Source organism: Deltaproteobacteria bacterium, from assembly GCA_029860075.1.
Taxonomy (GTDB): Bacteria; Desulfobacterota; JADFVX01; order JADFVX01; family JADFVX01; genus JAOUBX01.
On sequence record JAOUBX010000020.1, the window covers coordinates 45,529 to 62,321 of the forward strand.

A 16,793-nucleotide genomic window follows, 5' to 3' on the forward strand; every position below is an offset into this window, starting at 1 on the left:
CCCCCCTCACTCAACGCCCTCCCCCTTTAAGGAGGGGATGATAAGATCCCCTCCTCTTTCCAGGGGAGGAAAAGATGAAAATCAGAAGGGTTGAGTCTGTTCAGGGTTGTGATCCAAAAAAGGGCCGTTGGCCTATGATTTCCGGCGCAAGCTCTTGGTCCCACAGCACTTTAAAAAAATACCCCTTTCACCTGCAGGTGAAAGGGGTATTTTTTAAAGCATCGTGAAACCGCTATGCTGCGCTATAAATTCATGGCCAACGGCCCTTTCCGGTATTATCTGTTTATAAAAAATCTGATTAGCGCCTTTCAGAGGTTTTTCTTGAATTAACGGGCTATTTGATAAAAAAAACGGTTACAAATTAGCGCTCTTGCTCCCGCTTCTCCGTATGTGACACTATCCAGTAGACGACACCAAGGACGGCAAGGGCGGCAATGAGCGATATCTGGGCGCCCACTTCCTCCGTTTTGAGAGAGGTTACCAGTATTTTCCTGATAATGGCCACCATGGCGACGCTGACAAAGACCTTGATAGAGAATTTCGCACCCTTCAGGTGATCGATTTCCGTATCGACCAGTTCGATAACTACCCAGAGAATCATGAGGCTTCCCAGTGTGGCCAGTAGTCCTTTTTCAATGTTGCCGTCAAATAAGTGGGTAATGTCGTAGGCAAAAAGGCCGAGAACGGTAACGCCGAGAAAAACGAGGCCTATAACAAGAACGAGGTTCAGACCGTAAGAGAATCTTTTCGCAAAATTGATGAGTTTGTTCTCCGCCTTTTTTGAGATAAAGAAGAGGTTTTTTTCTTCTTCGATATAGGAAGCGGTGAGAATATCCAGGTTTATATCGAGGATTTTCCCTACGGAAAGGAGCATATCGCCTCTCTCTTCACAGGCGGAAATTTCTTTCATAATAATGTCGGAGCAGAATTTTCTGACAAAACTTATGGACACATTAACATAATGTGAAGGCAGGTTAACTTTCACATGGGCATGGCCTATCCGTTCCAGGTAATAGGTGTAATCTGCATTATAGGGCCCATTAAACAGTTTTAAAAACCAACCCTTTAAAGCCCCCTTATGCTTGTTAATAATCTCATCATTTTTCAGATATTTGGATGCATTTTTAAACTGCATGGCTTTATTGTAAAAAGCATCGACAAACTCATCACCGTGTTTCTCCATAACAGGAGCAAGCTTCCTGAGCAGGTTTTCATCCCATGACGTAAAACTATAGTTTTCCTTGACCTTCTTTATGAGCAAAATGTAGCCTCCCTTATTGATTTCATGTTCCTGAATAGAAGAGTAATGATGTTTAATTCGTAAAGTCGTTTCAAAAACTTTATATCACTTTTATCGTCATTTCAACTTTTATATTTTTGCTTAACAAAATGTGTAAGAGCGTTAATTAATTTATAAAACCATTCCTTGCTTGATCTTGACTTTTTAAGACAAGCTATAATAGACTAACACTGTAGAGCACAGTGTATTGCTTTGCCTTTCTTTCAGGCATGCCGTATAGCTCACCTCATTTAACCAAAAAAAATATAATTTAAATTGTTCCCGGTCAAATATTGTTTTAAGGAGGCGCATATTGATGCTTCCAGGGAAAGTTTAAGGAGTTCGACACTTGGCAATTGATAAAAGTAAAGTACAGGCCCAGGCACAAAAGTTTGCGCTCAAAGGTCAGACTGATAAAGCGATAAAGGAATATCTCCTGCTCTTTGATGATGACCCGGAAGATATAAAGGTCTGTCAAAAGCTGGGTGATCTTTATAATAAAAAAGGTAACAAAAAAGAAGCCCAGAAATATCAGGAAAAAGTTGCCGAAGATTATACGGCAAAAGGTTTTTACCTAAAAGCGATAGCCGTATACAAGCAGATCCTGAGAGCTGATCCGTCACAGCTGGCTCTCAACCTCAAACTTGCAGACCTCTACAATAAACAGGGACTGCCTAACGAAGCCATTTCTCAATACAGGCTGGTGGCAGGCCAGTACGAAAAGAGCGGTAAAATAAGGGATGCCCTTCAAGTCATCGGCCAGATGGCTGATATTGACCCCTCCAACGTAATGATCAGAATTAAGCTTGCTGAACGTTATGTGAAGGAAGGAATCAATGATAAGGCCATAGAGCAGATACTCAAGGCTGGAGAAGAGTATAAAAAAGATGAAAAGCATGATGAGATAATTAAGCTTTATGAAAAGTTTACCGGTGTAGATCAGTCCTCTAAAGAAATATATAAAGGTCTTGCAACGGCCTGTATCGAGAGCGGTGACGATGATAAGGCCCTTGCCAAACTTCAAAAAGCGCTTCAAATTGATTCTGAAGATATAGAAACCCTTTTCCTTCTTACGGGCCTTTATAAAAAGAAAGGTGAACCGGATAAGGCAAAAAGCTCTCTCCAGCATATTCTTAAAATAGACTCCATGTCTATTGAAGCGAGAAAAGAAATTGCCGTTATCTATGTTGACGCAGGTGACCAGGAAAGGGCCCTTTCAGAGTATGAAATGCTGGTAGATCTCTACCTCAAAGACGAACTCTTTGATGATGCCTTGCAACTGATTGAAAGTTTAAAGGAAAAAATGCCCGGCAACTCGCGGGTTATGGGCAAGCTCTGTGAGATTCACTGGATAATGAAAGACCAGGATAAGCTTGTCGAATCATACAAGGAACTGGCCAGGCTTTATACTGAACAGGGTGAAGAGAGTAAAGCCCGCGAGGTTTATGGCAGAGTGCTTGAACTGAGGCCGGCCGATGAAGAAGCGAAGGCGGCGACGGCTGAGGGGAAAGTCCCTGAGGCAGAAGAAAAAGCTGAAGCCGGGGAAAAAGAAGAGGCTGCTGATGAGACGGGGCCTTTGAGTCGCGCAGAAGTTACAAAGATACTGACGGAAGTCGATGTCTACCTCAAGTACGGCATGGAAGACAAGGTTGAAGAAGCCCTCCAGGTGGTGCTCAATCGAAATCCCGATAACATTGAAGCAAGACTAAAACTTAAAGATTTCTTTGTCAGTCAGAAGAAACCCGATGAAGGGGCTTCTGTTTATTTTGAGGCCATTCATATTTATAAAAAGCTCGGCGAAGATGAGAAGGTTCTTGAAAGCCTGAAAGATCTTTTAAAAATAAAACCCGGCCATAAAGAAGCGGCAGCTCTGCATAAATCCCTGGCAGGGGAGGAAGAAGAACTTATAGCGGAAGAAGCCTTTCCTGATGAAATTGAGCTTGAAATTGAAGGTGAAGAAGAAGTTAAGGTTGAAGAAGAGGAAGAAGCTCAAGTTGTCGCCGGGGTAGAGGAAGTTGAGGAAGTAGAAGCAGTAGAAGAGATAGAGGCCGTTGAAGAAGTTGAGGAAATAGAGGAAGTTGAAGAGATAGAGGCCGTTGAAGAAGTTGAGGAAGTTGAGGAAGTTGAAGAGATAGAGGCCGTTGAGGAGATTGAAGCGCTTGAAGAGGAAGCGATGGAGCTTGAGCCTCTTGAAGCAGAGTTGATAGAAGAAGAGGAACTGGAAGAAGCAGTGGCAGAAGAACCTGCTCCCCTTGAAGAGGAAGAAGCGCTTGTTCTTGATGTTGCAGAACCTTTAAGTATTGCAGATGTGGGAGAGTTGCTTGAGGAGGCCCAGTTTTATATTCACCAGGAACTTTTTGAAAAGGCAAGAATAAGTCTTAAAGAAATTGAAGAACTTGCTCCCGGTAACAGTGAAGCTGCTGAAATGCTTGAAAAAATTGAAGACCTCGAATCTCAGAGCCTTTGTGAAATGCCGGTGCAGGAAGTGGAAGCTGCTGAAGAAAGCTTTTTTGACCTCTCGGCAGAACTGTCTGACGAAATTACCGGCACAGGGACGGCTGCAGGCTCCCTTGGGGACGAAGAAATGCTCAGTTTTGACGCTCTCTTCGATTCTTTCAAGGAAGGCGTGTCGCAGCAGGTATCCGGTGAAGATAGTGAGACCCATTACAACCTCGGTATTGCATACAAGGAAATGGGGCTCTTCGATGATGCCATTGAAGAGTTTAAAATTGCCATGAAGGACCCTGGCAAAAAGTTTGATTCCTATTCCATGCTGGGGCTTTGCAGCTTCGATAACGGTCAGCCTGAAGATGCCATTGAATATTTCAGAATTGGTCTCGATAGTGAGGGAATAACTAAAGAGGCGGAACTGAATCTTACCTATGAACTCGGCCTTGCTTATAAAAAAGCGAATATGGTCGTTGAAGCGAAAGAGGCTCTTGAAAAGGTCTATAGTTCTGATAAAACCTTCAGAGAAGTTTCCCGTGAATATGCCGAAGTTAAGGAAATGTATGGCAAAGGGGGGGGAGAAGAGATTCCGGGCATGGAAACGGTGAGTGAAAAAGATGTGCCCGGTGAGGGCGAGGGCAACCCTAAAGACAAGGTTTCTTATTTATAAAAGGAGTTTAAGTTGAGCTATCTTGAGTTTTACGGGTTGACGGAAGAACCCTTTGGCAATGCGCCCGTATCATCAAAGTTTTTTTATAACAGCGCTCAGCATTCGCAGGCGCTTCTTCGTATGATGTATGCGGCGGATGCCATGAAAGGGCTTGCCATGGTCGTTGGTGATATTGGTTCCGGAAAGACGACGCTGGCGAGAAGGATGCTCGACCAGCTTCCTGATGAAGAATATGAAGCGGCCATGCTTGTTATTATTCATTCCGCCATTACGGCTGACTGGCTTCTCAGGAGAATTGCGACACTTCTCGGCATCGATGAACCTCCCCATGACAAGGCGACCATCCTCGGTCTTATTTATGAAAAGCTTAAGGAGATCAACGAAGCAGGTAAAAAGGCCATTCTCATTGTTGATGAAGTACAGATGCTTCAGTCGAAGGAGATTATGGAGGAATTCAGGGGGCTTTTAAATCTGGAAGTGCCCGGTAAAAAACTGCTTACTTTTATCTTTTTTGGCCTTCCCGAGGTTGAGGACTATCTCAAACTTGATGAACCGCTCGACCAGCGGGTTGCCGTAAAATATCACCTTAAATCACTCAGTGAGGAATCTACCGAGTCTTACATGAAGCACAGGCTTCATGTGGCAGGGGCTAAAAGGATGTTTTTCTCCAGGGAAGCGGTGGAATCCGTATACAAACTGTCGCGAGGCGTTCCGCGGCTGATCAATACGCTCTGCGATAATGCGCTTTTTGAAGGATATCTTCTTAAAAAAGATGTTATCAGTGAATCGCTGGTAAATAGCGTCGGCAAGGATTTACGCCTCGATGAAGAATCGAGGGAAAAATTCAAAGAGACATCGGCCGCCTCAAGCGTTAAAATCGAGCAGTCGGAGAGCCTTCATGAAATCGACAATATTCTGGACAAGCTGACAGAGTAGGTTTCAAACACTTCTTTTTACAAAAACATTTGATCCTGGTCACACCATGATTAAGGATACCTGCATATTCTCTTTACTGAGAAAAAATCCGCTTCTTGAAAAAATTTATTTAATCTCCAGAGAAATCTCTTCCCCTCTCTATATTGTCGGCGGTTCCATAAGAGACCTTTTTGTAAAAGGACATTTTGCCGACCTCGATTTTGCTGTTCATGAGAAGGTTGAGGCTGTTGCTTGTGCTGTTGCCGAATCGCTGGGTGGAACATCGTTTTCTCTCGGCAGCGAAAAAAAATCCTGCTGGCGCGTTGCCCTTAGTGATGACGATGAGCTTCTTGAAATGGATTTTACCGCCTTTAAGGGGGACAATATAGAAGCGGACCTGGCGAAACGTGATTTTACTATTAATGCCATTGCCCTTTCCCTGTCAGATCTTTTCGAAGCCTCTTCACCGGGGCTTATCGATCCCTTCGATGGCAGGGGTGATCTTGAAAAAGGGATTTTAAGGCCCCTTTCGGAAGAGGCCCTTAAAGAGGACCCTTTGAGAATTATCAGAGGATTTCGCCTCATGGCCCTCTTTGATCTGCAACGGTCAGAGGATTTTTTAATACTTGCCGTGCGTTATTGTTCCGCTTTGAAAAAGGTTGCCCATGAAAGGATTAGAGCAGAACTTTTTAAAACCTTTTCTGCCGCCAGGGCTTCATCGACGCTGCAATTGATGGTTGAAACCGGTGTTCTCCAGGTAATTCTCCCCGAAATAATTGAATGGGAAAAGCTTGACCAGGGCTCATTTCATAAGTTTGATCTGCTCATGCACTCCCTGAAGACCTTTGCCTGCCTTGAGGAAATACTGCTTGATGAATCTCTTTTTTCTCCCGTCCAAAGGGAAATGATTGCAATCCATCTTGATGAAAAGATTGTTCAGGGAATTGATCGCAGGGGGCTTCTCAAGTTTGCAGCCTTTCTCCACGATTCGGGAAAGCCCCTTACTTTTAAAAGGGAAGCGGCCAAGGTTTCCTTCCATGGCCATGAAGAAGAAGGCGCCATCCTTAATAAAGGGATAGCAAGAAGGCTAAAGCTGGGAAGCCATGCCGGAAAGGTCCTTTCAAATATTACAAAAAGACATATGAGGCCGCTTCACCTGTCAAAGGCGGGCATGCTGACGGGCCGCGCCATGGACAGGATGATCAGGGATTGTGGCGATGAACTGATTGAAGTGCTTCTTCTTGCGCTGGCTGATACGCTGGCAACGAGGGATGCCAGGAAGGTCGAATTTACCGATGTGGAGGGGCTCGTTCAGAAGTTGATTGACCGCTGCGATGAAGTCAGCAAACTTTCACCGGCGCCGCTTCTAAAAGGCAATGATGTTATGCGTATAAGGGGGATAGGAGAGGGCGCCCTGGTAGGTAAATATCTGGGATTGATTGAAGATGCCCGTATTGACGGGGAGATTGAAAACAGGGATGAGGCTATCCGCTTTCTGAAAAAATTGAAGGCCCCAGGTCCTCCTGACAATTGATTTGGTCCCATTTCTCAGCAAATTTCTGCTGTAGTGGCTAAAGGTCACGGCCTGATCGTTTTTTGCTCAGCCGGGCTGTCCGACAGCGTGTTGACTATGTCTGCGCGGCTCTCAGTTGCAAAAACCAGGGATGAATCTTTCACGAATTCTGGTGAAAAATACGGGCTATCTTCCTTCTACGTGAAGCATTCTCGTATTCCTCTTTAAGGTCCTAAGGAGAAGGTAGACAGCAAGGCCAAAGATGAAGAAAATGATCCAGCCTGTATGGAGCGCAACCTTTCCCTGGAGAAGATAGTTTTTTATCACTTCCAGCAGGGTAAAGCAGAAGATGACGGCAAAAAAACCGGAGTACTCTCTTTTGAGTACGTTCCTGAGAGAAAAGGCAAGCGCCGGTGGAGCGTAGCGCTTAAAGCTGGGAATAAAGGCAGGTGTTTTTGATGCCCATGATTCATAGGCTTCGCCAAATTTTCCTCTCAAAAATTCCTCTTCGGCGTACATGATCCGTTCATAGTATAACCAGTAGATGAGTATGAATGTCAGCGCTACCCAAATTGAATGAACGTAGAGAAAAATGCCGAACCACATAAAAAAGTTGCCAACATAAAGGGGGTGCCTTACGGTAGAGTAAATACCTGTTGAGTTGACGGTACTCGCTTTTTGCTCGCTCGTATTTCTGCCGGAGGTGCTTTTCGGTGTATGGCCTATAGTAAAAACCCTGATGATGAGACCAAAAAAGGAGACAGCAATGCAGAAAATAACCCACATGAGGTGCATCGTTTCAGAATTTCCCGGAAGTGTGAAGTTTGCCATACCGGGTATGAGCAGTATGATAAGAAGGACGGGAAGGTAGCTTCTCCATCTGAAGAGCCAGTTTCCCTGTCGGCCGAATTCTTCTTTTAAAGGCATGGATCAATATCTCCTGTGAACGAAAATTGTTGAGTCGTTAAAAAATGTAAGCCTGCAAGAATAACATAAGGGCTGTAATAAAGTAAATTGCTATCTGCTTTGCGTCTTTTCTTTACTCCTTTCACGATCCATGGAGATCGCAGGGGGGATTGCCGCATTCATTTTACGTTTTTAAAGGAGGCTCTTTCAAGCTTAATGAAAAGAATGAAGGTCAGTTTTTACGGGGGACTTCAATAATAAGGGATATGGCGGGTGTCAAAATTTATAAAAGAGCAGTTGCCCCCTCTATTCGTGAGGTTAATAAAAAAGGCGAAGCATTATTGCCCGCCTTTTCTAAACGTAAATATAAAGGGTTGCTTATCTTTTTCTATTCTTTTTACTTCTAACAAGAACGACCGCTTCCTTGCGGTCCATCCTGCTTTTTGCAGCGATCGCCACCAGAGTGCCGAGAGTTACCAAAGCTATTGCTGTTATTGTCATCTCTATTCTCCTCGCTGTAATTGATTATCTAAACTTTAGACTATAACTGTACTATAAAAGTTCCACCACGTCCAGTGTATATTTTATATATACCGGTTTTGCAGCCATAAGTTCTTTCTGTTCTCTTCCCTGATATTACTTCGCCGGCCGTAAAGGGTGGCCGGAGTAAGGATTATAATAATTCTTTGCCCTTGACATGTGATTTTATTTTGATATGCTTCCTCTTAATCAAAGGGGGCAAGTGGCAGCGGTTTACATAATAGGGTCTGCTGGTGTTTGCCGCAGTCATAATTAAAAATACAGATAAGGAGAAATTGTTTATGAAGAAATTAATAATGGCAGTAATGATTTGTTCTTTTGCAACGCCGGCGATTGCGGAAGACGGTGTGGTAGTGAGTGGTGCTGTAGAGATTCAATATCGATCGAGTGATGATTATTATGATGATAATGCCCCTGCTGAATACCCAAGCATTGATCATAATGGTGAAACAGGTGGTGATGTAATTATACCGGAAGAGCTGTACCTTCAGGTTTCAAAGAAAATTGACGAGGGTGTGGAAGTACTGCTTAAACTCGATGGCGCCGATATGGACAGATATGATGATAACGCACGTGATGACAGCAAATATGTGGAAGAGGCCCAGATCATATTCAGTGAGCTTGGCCTTGACGGCCTTTCCATTGTTGCCGGTAAGGACGAAATGCCTTTCGGTCAGGACTATGAGCAATTTCTGCTTAACTCGGAAACTCATAAACTGGAGATTGACAAGGTCTGGGGGCTTCACGCCATTTATAACTTTAAAGGTTTAGGCAGCATTGCCGCCGCTGTCTTTGAAAGAGACCGGATTGCTAATACAAAGGTGCAGGACAGTTATGCCGCAAAAGCTACCCTGGACCAACTGGTAAAAAATCTTTCGGTGCAGGTTTCTATGGCCAGGATTGGAAAAGATGTGGGCGCTGCTCCTCCCGGTGAAAAGGATGAGTCTCGTTTAAGCGGAGGTGCTGTTTTTAAATGGGGTGATTTTACTTTTCATGGAGAAAGAACGATAATTATTGACCATGATCATGAAAAAGATTACGACCTGGATGTTACCCAGGTTGGCGCTGACTTCAAACTTAAAGACTTTCTCATTAAGGTAAGGCAGGAAGTAATAGACGATGAAAATCCAGACCCCACTGAGGACAGGCAGGAATTAAAGCTTGCCGGCGGGGTCAATTATTATTTCAGTGACAAGACCTTTGTAGCCGCAGAGATTGAGTTTACCAAGTGGGATATTGCCGATGATTCAGAGGAAGTCCTTTTGGGAGTCAAATTTTTATTCTGATCTGAACGTCCCCTTTAATGATCAATTCCGGTGCCCCTTCGGGGGCATTTTTTATTCATGCTTATCAAGGCGCTTGCTTTCCCCTTGCCTGTTAACGATTTAATTCTTTATAAGTGTCATCCGTTTATAGTATATTTTTATGTTCAGGGGGGAAAGGGGACGTTCCCTTGAAATCATTTCAGGAAATTAAGGGTATTTCATAACAATCACCATGACCGGTATTGGGAAAAGGATTTTTCAAAATCACGAGTTTAGGGATTTTTCAGAAGTTTATGGCCATGAACCGGGGCATTCTGCCGGTATTTTCGATCTGAATACAGAATTTATGGGCACGGTTATTCATTATTACCGTGAAATAAGTTCAACCAGTGTCAAGGCTTTTGACCTTGCCCATTTAGGCGCCGCCGAAGGGACGGTTGTTGTTGCTGAAAGCCAGAGCCGTGGAAAGGGGCGCAGGGGAAGGGTCTGGCTTTCGCCCGGGGGAAAGAATATTTATACTTCCATCATTCTTCGCCCTCCTCTTGCTCCGCCGGATGCGCCCAAGCTGACTCTTGTTGCCGCCGTCGCCCTGGCGGAAACGATCTCTTCCTTTGTGAAAGGGACTTCAATAGAATGCGCCAGGATAAAATGGCCCAACGATATTTTACTCGGCAAAAAAAAGTGTGCCGGTATATTAACGGAAATGAAGTGCAACGGAAATGATGTCGATTTTGTGGTCATAGGCATAGGTATTAACGTTAATATGAAAGAGGACCATATGCCCCCTGACCTTTTATCGCCGGCGACTTCAATGTCGATGGAAGCGGGGCAGCTTATTTCAAGAGGGGCGCTTTTGCGGGACCTTTACCGTAATATTGAAAGTTGGTATAAAAGGTACCTTCTGGAAGGGTTCCTGCCTGTGAGGGAGAAATGGAACGCCCTTTCAGGAATAGGGGGAATGCAGGTGAGAGCAGCATCGGGAATGCATGATTATGAAGAGGGCAGGGCCATGGGAATAAATGATGACGGTTCTCTTTTGCTTGAGAAACAGGATGGCAGTCTAATCAATGTCACCGTCGGCGATATAAATATATTATAAAGTGAACTTTTTATGCTTTTTGTTATCGATGTAGGAAATACAAATATAGTTCTTGGTATTTATGAAGGTGATACTCTTCTTGAAAGCTGGAGAGTGGGAACAAAAAGAGGGCGGACTGTAGATGAGTATGGAATTCTCCTTAAGGAGCTCCTCTCTTTTTCAAGTATTGACTCTCGGCTAATTAGTGATATTATTGTTTCTTCTGTTGTGCCTCCTCTGGACAGTACCCTTGTGAATATGTCCGGGAAATATTTTGGCATTAGACCCCTCTTTGTGGGGCAAGGGCTGAAAAGCGGGATCCCTATTCTCTATGAAAATCCCAAAGAGGTAGGCGCCGACAGGATCGTTAATGCCGTAGCGGCCCTGAAACGCTTCGGTGGACCTGTCATTGTTGTTGATTTTGGTACGGCAACGACCTTCGATTTCATCACGAAAAAGGGGGAATATGCAGGCGGCGTTATTGCGCCCGGTATTGGTATTTCAGTGGAGGCGCTTTTCCAGAGAGCTTCCAAATTGCCCCGAATCGACCTTGTCAGGCCAAAGAAGGTGATAGGACGGAATACAGTTAACAGTATCCAGTCAGGTATTATCCATGGTTATGTTAGTCTTGTTGACGGCATTGTCCTTAAAATGAAGGAGGAAATAAAGTCCCCGGCGAAAGTTGTTGCTACCGGTGGACTGGCGTCTTTAATAGCAAAAGAATCTCTTTGTATTGATGAGGTCGTCGACAATCTCACCCTTGAAGGATTAAAGGAAATCTTTGATATGAACAAAGGGGAGCGAGTTGATTAAGTTCTTTTTTAAGCTGGCCATTGTTTTTATTATAGCCCTTGCCGCCGTTATTTACCATAATACGGAATCGGGCAAAAAGTTTGAAAAAAAGGTGGGAGAGGAAATTAGTTTTGATAAAATGTCTGAGAGAGGCAAAGACCTTATTGAAAAGACGATCTATTTTCTTTCCCTGAAAGGCCTTGAATATAAAAAGAAGAAGGCAACCGTTGAAAAGGGGCCTCTTAAAGTCAATCAAAATGTGGAAGCGCTGCCTGAATCTGCTGTTGAAAGCAGCAGGAAAAAGGAAATAAAAAAAGAGACAACAGAAAAAATAGGAGATGAAGATCGAAAAAGACTTGAGGAAATCCTTGAACAAGAGGGATAGATTTAAAACTTTTTTGAACTTTTTTACAAACTGTTTGTCAATAGTCATGTATAGGACTTCATTTAGTGGAAAAATCCGATGCCTATCTTGTAAAGAGAAGCCAGGAAGGGGATATAAGGTCCTTTGAACTTCTTGTCGTTAAATATCAGAAAAGAATATTCAATGTGATATTCAGAATAGTAAAGGATTCTGTTGCCGTTGAGGATTTGGCCCAGGAGGCATTTCTCAATGCCTTTAAGGCGATAAAAGGTTTTAAAGGGGGGTCATCCTTTTACACCTGGCTTTACAGGATAGCGGCAAATGTAAGTATTAATTACCTGTCAAAAAATAAAAAAGCGACATTTATCGATGAAGAGCATCTTGAAAGAGCCTCTGTAACCGAGAGTGCGCCCGGTCGGGAAATATCACCTGAAAGGCATACGCTTAACAGGGAATCGGCCAATGCTATCTCAGAGGCCATAGAAACGCTGCCTGACGATATTAAAAAGGCGGTTATGCTCAGAGAGTATGAAGGGCTTTCCTATGAAGAAATTGCGGAAATAATGGATTGCCCTATCGGCACGGTTCGGTCCAGGATTTTCAGGGGAAGAAATATCCTTAAAGGTTTGTTAAAGGAATATTTATAAACAGGCAGAGCAAGGAGAGAAGTTATGGATTGTTCAGAATATGTAGATATGATTTCAGATGAAATTGATGAAGAACTCACTGAAGCAAGGGCTCTCGTCCTGATGCGCCACCTTGTTCGATGCGATGGTTGCCGCAGTGAATACTCTCAGCTCCTTTCCCTTAGTGACATTGTCAAATCTTCCGCTCCTGCCTTTCCTCATCAGCTTCCCTCGCAGTTTTCAGCCCATATTACGGCGCTTATTGAAGAGGAGCTTAACCCTTCCCGGAAAATCATTCCTCAGGTTCCTGCTAAAGGAAATGTTTTTGGCGCCTTTTTAGATAAGGCAAGGGCCGTTTCTCTGCCTGTACCTTCTCTGTCATGGTCCTTTGCGGCATCTCTTATGCTTGTTGCCTCCCTAACCTTTTACTACAAAGGAGCAAATACAAACCTGTCGCATCAGCAGATGATGACCGATGCCAAGGTTATCAAGGCCAGTATCTTAAAAAAGGCAAGCCTGTCTTCTGCAAATAATGCAGGGAGTGATTTTAGTTATTACGTCAAAAAGCACACCAATGCCTTGCGCAGTAAACCTGTCAATTATTCTAATCGCTATGGCAGCGCCGTTACCAGTTATGTATCCTTTGAATCAGGAGCTTTAAGAAACAAGTAAAACCCTATGTCTGCTACAATCCTTAACAGATCATACTTCAACAGATCATACTTCGTCTCCTTTGTCCTGTTGTTCCTGCTTTCCCATTCTTCCTCTTTGTGGGGAGCATCCTTCTCATCGGAGCAGGTGGACAGCCTTCTTGAAAACCTTCTTCGTGGAGACTATTATGTCTCTTTTGAAGCGGAAGAGTTGACAATACACTTCTCCCACGGGGAACCTCAAATAAACCGGTTTAAGGTGGGAAAATTAAAACCGCATAAGATGAGAAGGGAGAAGTATGCCATCGATGGTTCAGTGGAAGAAATTATAGTCCATGATGATGAACTTCAGATTGTTTCCTATCCTAAACAAAATATTGTGGTAAGAAGCCCGCGAAACAAGACCGGTGTGAGGGCCGATGAGAAGAGGAAGCTTATTGATCTTGTTAAAAAGAACTATGACGTCGTGTTTGTCGGGAATGCCGTCATTTCGTCGAGGCCCTCTGTTATCGTTTCCATAAATCCAAAAGATAGAGGTTCGAGGCCCTCCTACAAGGTTTGGATAGATCATAAAACATCAATGCCTTTAAAGACGGAGACCTATTCAATTGATGGGTCATTGTCCTTTCACAGCACACTTTCAAACATTGTTATTAACCCTTCCTTTAGCCAGGATTACTTTGTCATAATGGTTCCCGGCGGTACCGTTGCCTATGAACAGCCCCCGTCCTCTTCGAAACCTCAAAATGAGGAAAAGAAGCTGAAAAAGCTTCCTTACTTCAACCTCGGTGGCGGATATGAACTGAAAGAAAGCCTGCCCCATGAAAAGGGTAATCTGCAGTTAATCTATCATGATGGCCTCAATATGGTTTCTATTTTCAGTGAAGACTGGAATAAGGACAAGGCGGGCTTTCTGAAAAAGATGGAGGCTTCTTCCGGCGGCATTGTTGAGAGGATCAGGGAAAAAAACTTTGAGGGCTATTACTGTAACAGGGGAGGGGAGAATATACTCAATTTCATATCTGATAAGCATCGTTACGTTATTGTTGGAGAAGTTTCAAAAAAGGGGCTGGTTGATCTGGCAATTGAATTCAAAGAGAGGGTATTAGGGAAATGAAAAGTAATCGTTTTATAAAGAAACTGGTTTATGTGGCAATCGCCGCTGCGCTCTTTGGCGCAGGTTCTCTTTTTTCCTATATTTGGGATGTTCCTGAAGATGTTGTTGCCTTGTCCGGAGGGAGGAGTGATTCCTCGGCAACGGGGGGGGCTTTATTGCCTTCCTTTGCAGGCATAGTGAAAAGCCGGAAAGAGGCCGTTGTCAATATTGCAACGACAAGGGTGATAAAAGACAGGAGATATGGCAGTCCCCACGGCCAGTTTGATCCCTTCAGAGATTTTTTTGGGGATGACTTTTTTGAAAAGTTTTTTGGGGAAAGACCCCGAAGGGAGTATAAGGCGCAGAATCTCGGTTCGGGATTTATTATCAGTAAAGATGGATACATTCTTACCAATAACCATGTTGTAGAGAAGGCCGATGAAATCATCGTGAGACTTTCCGATGAGAGAGAATTCAAGGCCGAACTGGTGGGAAAGGATCCCAAAACGGATGTTGCCCTCATCAAGATAAAGGATCACGATGATCTCCCCCTTGCGGTACTTGGTGACTCAGACTCTATTGAAGTCGGTGAGTGGGTGATAGCTATCGGTAATCCCTTTGGTGTGGGACAGACCGTAACGGCGGGGATTGTGAGCGCCAAGGGGAGAGACATTGGCGCTGGTCCCTATGATGATTTTATTCAGACCGATGCATCCATTAATCCCGGTAACAGCGGCGGTCCTCTTTTTAATGTGAAGGGTGAGGTCGTCGGTATTAATACAGCTATTTTTTCTCCCTCCGGGGGGAATGTAGGGATTGGATTCGCCATTCCTGTCAATATGGCAAAGCGGCTTATTCCACAACTGAAGGAGACGGGAGGCGTCACCAGGGGGTGGCTTGGTGTGATGATTCAACCTATTACAAAAGAGTTGGCTGAATCTTTTGATCTCCCCTCCGAAGAGGGTGCGCTTGTTGCTGATGTTGTGGAAGGGAGTCCGGCTGAGAAAAGCGGTATCAAGCGTGGTGACGTAATTACCTTTTTTGATGGTGAAAAAATAGGAAAAATGAGAGATTTACCGGCAATTGTTGCGGCAACTCCTGTGGGCAGGAAAGTAAAGGTTAAGGTTGTAAGAAATGGTAAAACAAAGGTACTTAAGGTGAAGATAGAAAAACTTGAGGGGAGCGGAGAAGAAAAAGAGGAAGAATCCATCATTGACGAACTCGGCATGTCTGTACAGGAAATGACCCCTGAATTGACAAAAAGGCTGGATTTTGAGGGTAAGGAAGGTGTTATTATAAGCATGATCGAAAGTGGGGGCATTGCAGATCGTGGAGGCCTTCGAAGAGGGGATGTGATCATGGAGATCAATAAGGATGAAATTAAAGATAAGGGTGACTACAGGAAAGTAATGAAAAAGCTTAAAAAGGGAGATACGGTGCTGTTTCTTATCTGGAGAGATGGCAATACTTCCTACAAGGTATTGACCTTTGATAAATAATATCTGGAGAACTTATGTCTCGAAAAAAGAAAAAAAATAACCCTTCCGCCGGCAGCAACTCATCTGTTTACAAGAAACTCGCTGTGGCGGTCATCGCTGTGGCAGTCAGTCTGGGGCTGGGCTATGCGCTTACTGGTGGAGGCGGTTCTCCAAACCGGCCGGACGTAATAGGCGGCGAGAAAAGACCGACCATGTCACCGGCTTACTTTGTCGGCAAAACAGCCAAAGCTTATAAGGCGGCTAAAGAAATTCCACAGGTTCTCGATAAGATCTATTGTTATTGCAAGTGCCAGCATAACTTTGGCCATAAAAGTCTTCTTACCTGTTTTACAGACAAGCATGGGGCTGAGTGTGGGATCTGTATGGATGAGGCCATCATGGCCCATGATCTCCATAAAAAGGGCTATAGTACGGAAGAAATTGTCAGTAAGGTAGATTCTGCTTTTGATAGAAAAAAGAGGTAGTTTAAGAAAAAAGCCTGTTAATTTTTTTAAATTATTGTATTATTGCTCTGTTCTAATATATTCAGGAGGTATTTCATATGAGTCTTAAATTCAGGGGGGCTTCCCCTCAGAGTAAACTCCTTATGGGAGTTTTTCTCGTTTTACTGGTCTTGACGGCTTGCAGCAAGGGTAAGGAAGAGGCCCCTACGAAAGGATTGAAGGATTTTAATCCAGACCTTGCCCAGCCGGACCAGCGGATAGAAATGCTTAAGGCAAAGCTTTTTGATGATCCTGACAATTACGGGTTGTTGGCAACGCTGGGAGATGCCTATTTTGAATCGGGGCAGTATGCCCAGGCAATAGAGATTTATAAAAAAGCCGTCATTGTTAATCCTAAAAGTGCAGATTGTTATAATGACATGGCGCTTGCTTATTTTTACACAGGCAATACCGATACGGCGCTGGAATCTTCAAACAATGGCATTAAGGCTGACCCTCTTTACAAAAATACCTGGCTCACCAAGGGCTTTATTCTTATGTCTGTCGGCAAGTTTGATGAAGCTGTAGAACCTCTTACAAAGGCCAAAGAACTGGATTTTGGAGGAGCTATCGGGCAAGAGGCGGAGAATTTCCTGAACCAGATTAAACTGCAAAAGGGCAAAAGCTGATGACGGAAGAGGAGACTTCAGCGCTTCCTCCGGAGGAAGCG

Annotated in this window: 16 protein-coding genes; 13 read left to right on the forward strand and 3 right to left on the reverse strand. The window is 44.0% G+C overall.

Features of this window, described 5'->3' with window-relative positions; all coding sequences use genetic code 11:
* Positions 1-361: 361 nt before the first annotated feature.
* Entirely contained in the window at positions 362-1,261 is a 900-nt protein-coding gene (locus OEV42_08175; protein ID MDH3974241.1) for a protoglobin domain-containing protein, read from the reverse strand.
* Between the two features lie 367 nt (positions 1,262-1,628).
* Here OEV42_08175 and OEV42_08180 point away from each other — a divergent pair, with 367 nt between their 5' ends.
* The 3 genes from OEV42_08180 to OEV42_08190 are packed head-to-tail and all read left to right on the forward strand — an operon-like array spanning position 1,629 to position 6,846.
* Positions 1,629-4,397, forward strand: coding sequence for a tetratricopeptide repeat protein (locus OEV42_08180; protein MDH3974242.1), 2,769 nt, complete (start codon positions 1,629-1,631; stop codon positions 4,395-4,397).
* Between the two features lie 12 nt (positions 4,398-4,409).
* A complete protein-coding gene (locus OEV42_08185; protein MDH3974243.1) occupies positions 4,410-5,333 on the forward strand; it encodes an AAA family ATPase in 924 nt (307 codons plus the stop codon).
* Positions 5,334-5,379: 46 nt separating this feature from the next.
* Complete coding sequence (locus OEV42_08190; GenBank protein ID MDH3974244.1) at positions 5,380-6,846, forward strand: HD domain-containing protein; 1,467 nt, start codon at positions 5,380-5,382, stop codon at positions 6,844-6,846.
* A gap of 165 nt (positions 6,847-7,011) precedes the next feature.
* Here the strand turns inward: OEV42_08190 and OEV42_08195 are convergent, their stop codons facing one another.
* A complete protein-coding gene (locus OEV42_08195; protein MDH3974245.1) occupies positions 7,012-7,752 on the reverse strand; it encodes an isoprenylcysteine carboxylmethyltransferase family protein in 741 nt (246 codons plus the stop codon).
* A 357-nt stretch (positions 7,753-8,109) separates the two neighbouring features.
* On the reverse strand, positions 8,110-8,232 hold the full coding sequence (locus OEV42_08200) for a hypothetical protein (GenBank protein MDH3974246.1): 123 nt from the start codon (positions 8,230-8,232) through the stop codon (positions 8,110-8,112).
* A 320-nt stretch (positions 8,233-8,552) separates the two neighbouring features.
* On the opposite strand from OEV42_08200, the gene OEV42_08205 reads away from it, so the two are divergent.
* The 10 genes from OEV42_08205 to OEV42_08250 all read left to right on the forward strand — a co-directional run bounded on the left by OEV42_08205 (position 8,553) and on the right by OEV42_08250 (position 16,752).
* Positions 8,553-9,557 carry a porin gene (locus tag OEV42_08205; protein MDH3974247.1) on the forward strand — a complete coding sequence of 335 codons (1,005 nt, stop codon included), beginning with the start codon at positions 8,553-8,555 and terminating at the stop codon, positions 9,555-9,557.
* 211 nt (positions 9,558-9,768) lie between these two features.
* Positions 9,769-10,635: a biotin--[acetyl-CoA-carboxylase] ligase gene (locus OEV42_08210; protein ID MDH3974248.1), complete on the forward strand. Its 867-nt coding sequence runs from the start codon at positions 9,769-9,771 to the stop codon at positions 10,633-10,635.
* 12 nt (positions 10,636-10,647) lie between these two features.
* A complete protein-coding gene (locus tag OEV42_08215) occupies positions 10,648-11,427 on the forward strand; it encodes a type III pantothenate kinase (GenBank protein MDH3974249.1) in 780 nt (259 codons plus the stop codon).
* Positions 11,420-11,791, forward strand: coding sequence for a hypothetical protein (locus OEV42_08220; GenBank protein ID MDH3974250.1), 372 nt, complete (start codon positions 11,420-11,422; stop codon positions 11,789-11,791). The genes OEV42_08215 and OEV42_08220 overlap by 8 nt, the downstream gene beginning before the upstream one ends.
* A 65-nt stretch (positions 11,792-11,856) precedes the next feature.
* Positions 11,857-12,417 (forward strand): sigma-70 family RNA polymerase sigma factor, encoded by a 561-nt coding sequence (locus tag OEV42_08225; GenBank protein MDH3974251.1) that lies wholly within the window; start codon positions 11,857-11,859, stop codon positions 12,415-12,417.
* A 24-nt stretch (positions 12,418-12,441) separates the two neighbouring features.
* The gene (locus OEV42_08230) at positions 12,442-13,068 is read left to right on the forward strand and encodes an anti-sigma factor (GenBank protein MDH3974252.1); all 627 of its coding nucleotides are present in this window, start codon (positions 12,442-12,444) and stop codon (positions 13,066-13,068) included.
* A 6-nt stretch (positions 13,069-13,074) separates the two neighbouring features.
* The gene (locus tag OEV42_08235) at positions 13,075-14,163 is read left to right on the forward strand and encodes a hypothetical protein (protein MDH3974253.1); all 1,089 of its coding nucleotides are present in this window, start codon (positions 13,075-13,077) and stop codon (positions 14,161-14,163) included.
* Positions 14,160-15,641 carry a DegQ family serine endoprotease gene (locus OEV42_08240; GenBank protein MDH3974254.1) on the forward strand — a complete coding sequence of 494 codons (1,482 nt, stop codon included), beginning with the start codon at positions 14,160-14,162 and terminating at the stop codon, positions 15,639-15,641. The genes OEV42_08235 and OEV42_08240 overlap by 4 nt, the downstream gene beginning before the upstream one ends.
* 14 nt (positions 15,642-15,655) lie before the next feature.
* Positions 15,656-16,105 (forward strand): PCYCGC domain-containing protein, encoded by a 450-nt coding sequence (locus OEV42_08245; protein ID MDH3974255.1) that lies wholly within the window; start codon positions 15,656-15,658, stop codon positions 16,103-16,105.
* A 77-nt stretch (positions 16,106-16,182) separates the two neighbouring features.
* Positions 16,183-16,752 carry a tetratricopeptide repeat protein gene (locus OEV42_08250; protein MDH3974256.1) on the forward strand — a complete coding sequence of 190 codons (570 nt, stop codon included), beginning with the start codon at positions 16,183-16,185 and terminating at the stop codon, positions 16,750-16,752.
* Positions 16,753-16,793 lie beyond the last annotated feature (41 nt).

What these genes read in the sequence shown, in the direction of transcription:
- OEV42_08190 (MDH3974244.1), top strand. Translation starts at nt 5,380, where the DNA reads ATGATTAAGGATACCTGCATATTCTCTTTACTGAGAAAAAATCCGCTT.
- OEV42_08195 (MDH3974245.1), bottom strand. Translation starts at nt 7,752, where the DNA reads ATGCCTTTAAAAGAAGAATTCGGCCGACAGGGAAACTGGCTCTTCAGA.
- OEV42_08200 (MDH3974246.1), bottom strand. Translation starts at nt 8,232, where the DNA reads ATGACAATAACAGCAATAGCTTTGGTAACTCTCGGCACTCTGGTGGCG.
- OEV42_08205 (MDH3974247.1), top strand. Translation starts at nt 8,553, where the DNA reads ATGAAGAAATTAATAATGGCAGTAATGATTTGTTCTTTTGCAACGCCG.
- OEV42_08210 (MDH3974248.1), top strand. Translation starts at nt 9,769, where the DNA reads ATGACCGGTATTGGGAAAAGGATTTTTCAAAATCACGAGTTTAGGGAT.
- OEV42_08215 (MDH3974249.1), top strand. Translation starts at nt 10,648, where the DNA reads ATGCTTTTTGTTATCGATGTAGGAAATACAAATATAGTTCTTGGTATT.
- OEV42_08230 (MDH3974252.1), top strand. Translation starts at nt 12,442, where the DNA reads ATGGATTGTTCAGAATATGTAGATATGATTTCAGATGAAATTGATGAA.
- OEV42_08235 (MDH3974253.1), top strand. Translation starts at nt 13,075, where the DNA reads ATGTCTGCTACAATCCTTAACAGATCATACTTCAACAGATCATACTTC.
- OEV42_08240 (MDH3974254.1), top strand. Translation starts at nt 14,160, where the DNA reads ATGAAAAGTAATCGTTTTATAAAGAAACTGGTTTATGTGGCAATCGCC.
- OEV42_08245 (MDH3974255.1), top strand. Translation starts at nt 15,656, where the DNA reads ATGTCTCGAAAAAAGAAAAAAAATAACCCTTCCGCCGGCAGCAACTCA.
- OEV42_08250 (MDH3974256.1), top strand. Translation starts at nt 16,183, where the DNA reads ATGAGTCTTAAATTCAGGGGGGCTTCCCCTCAGAGTAAACTCCTTATG.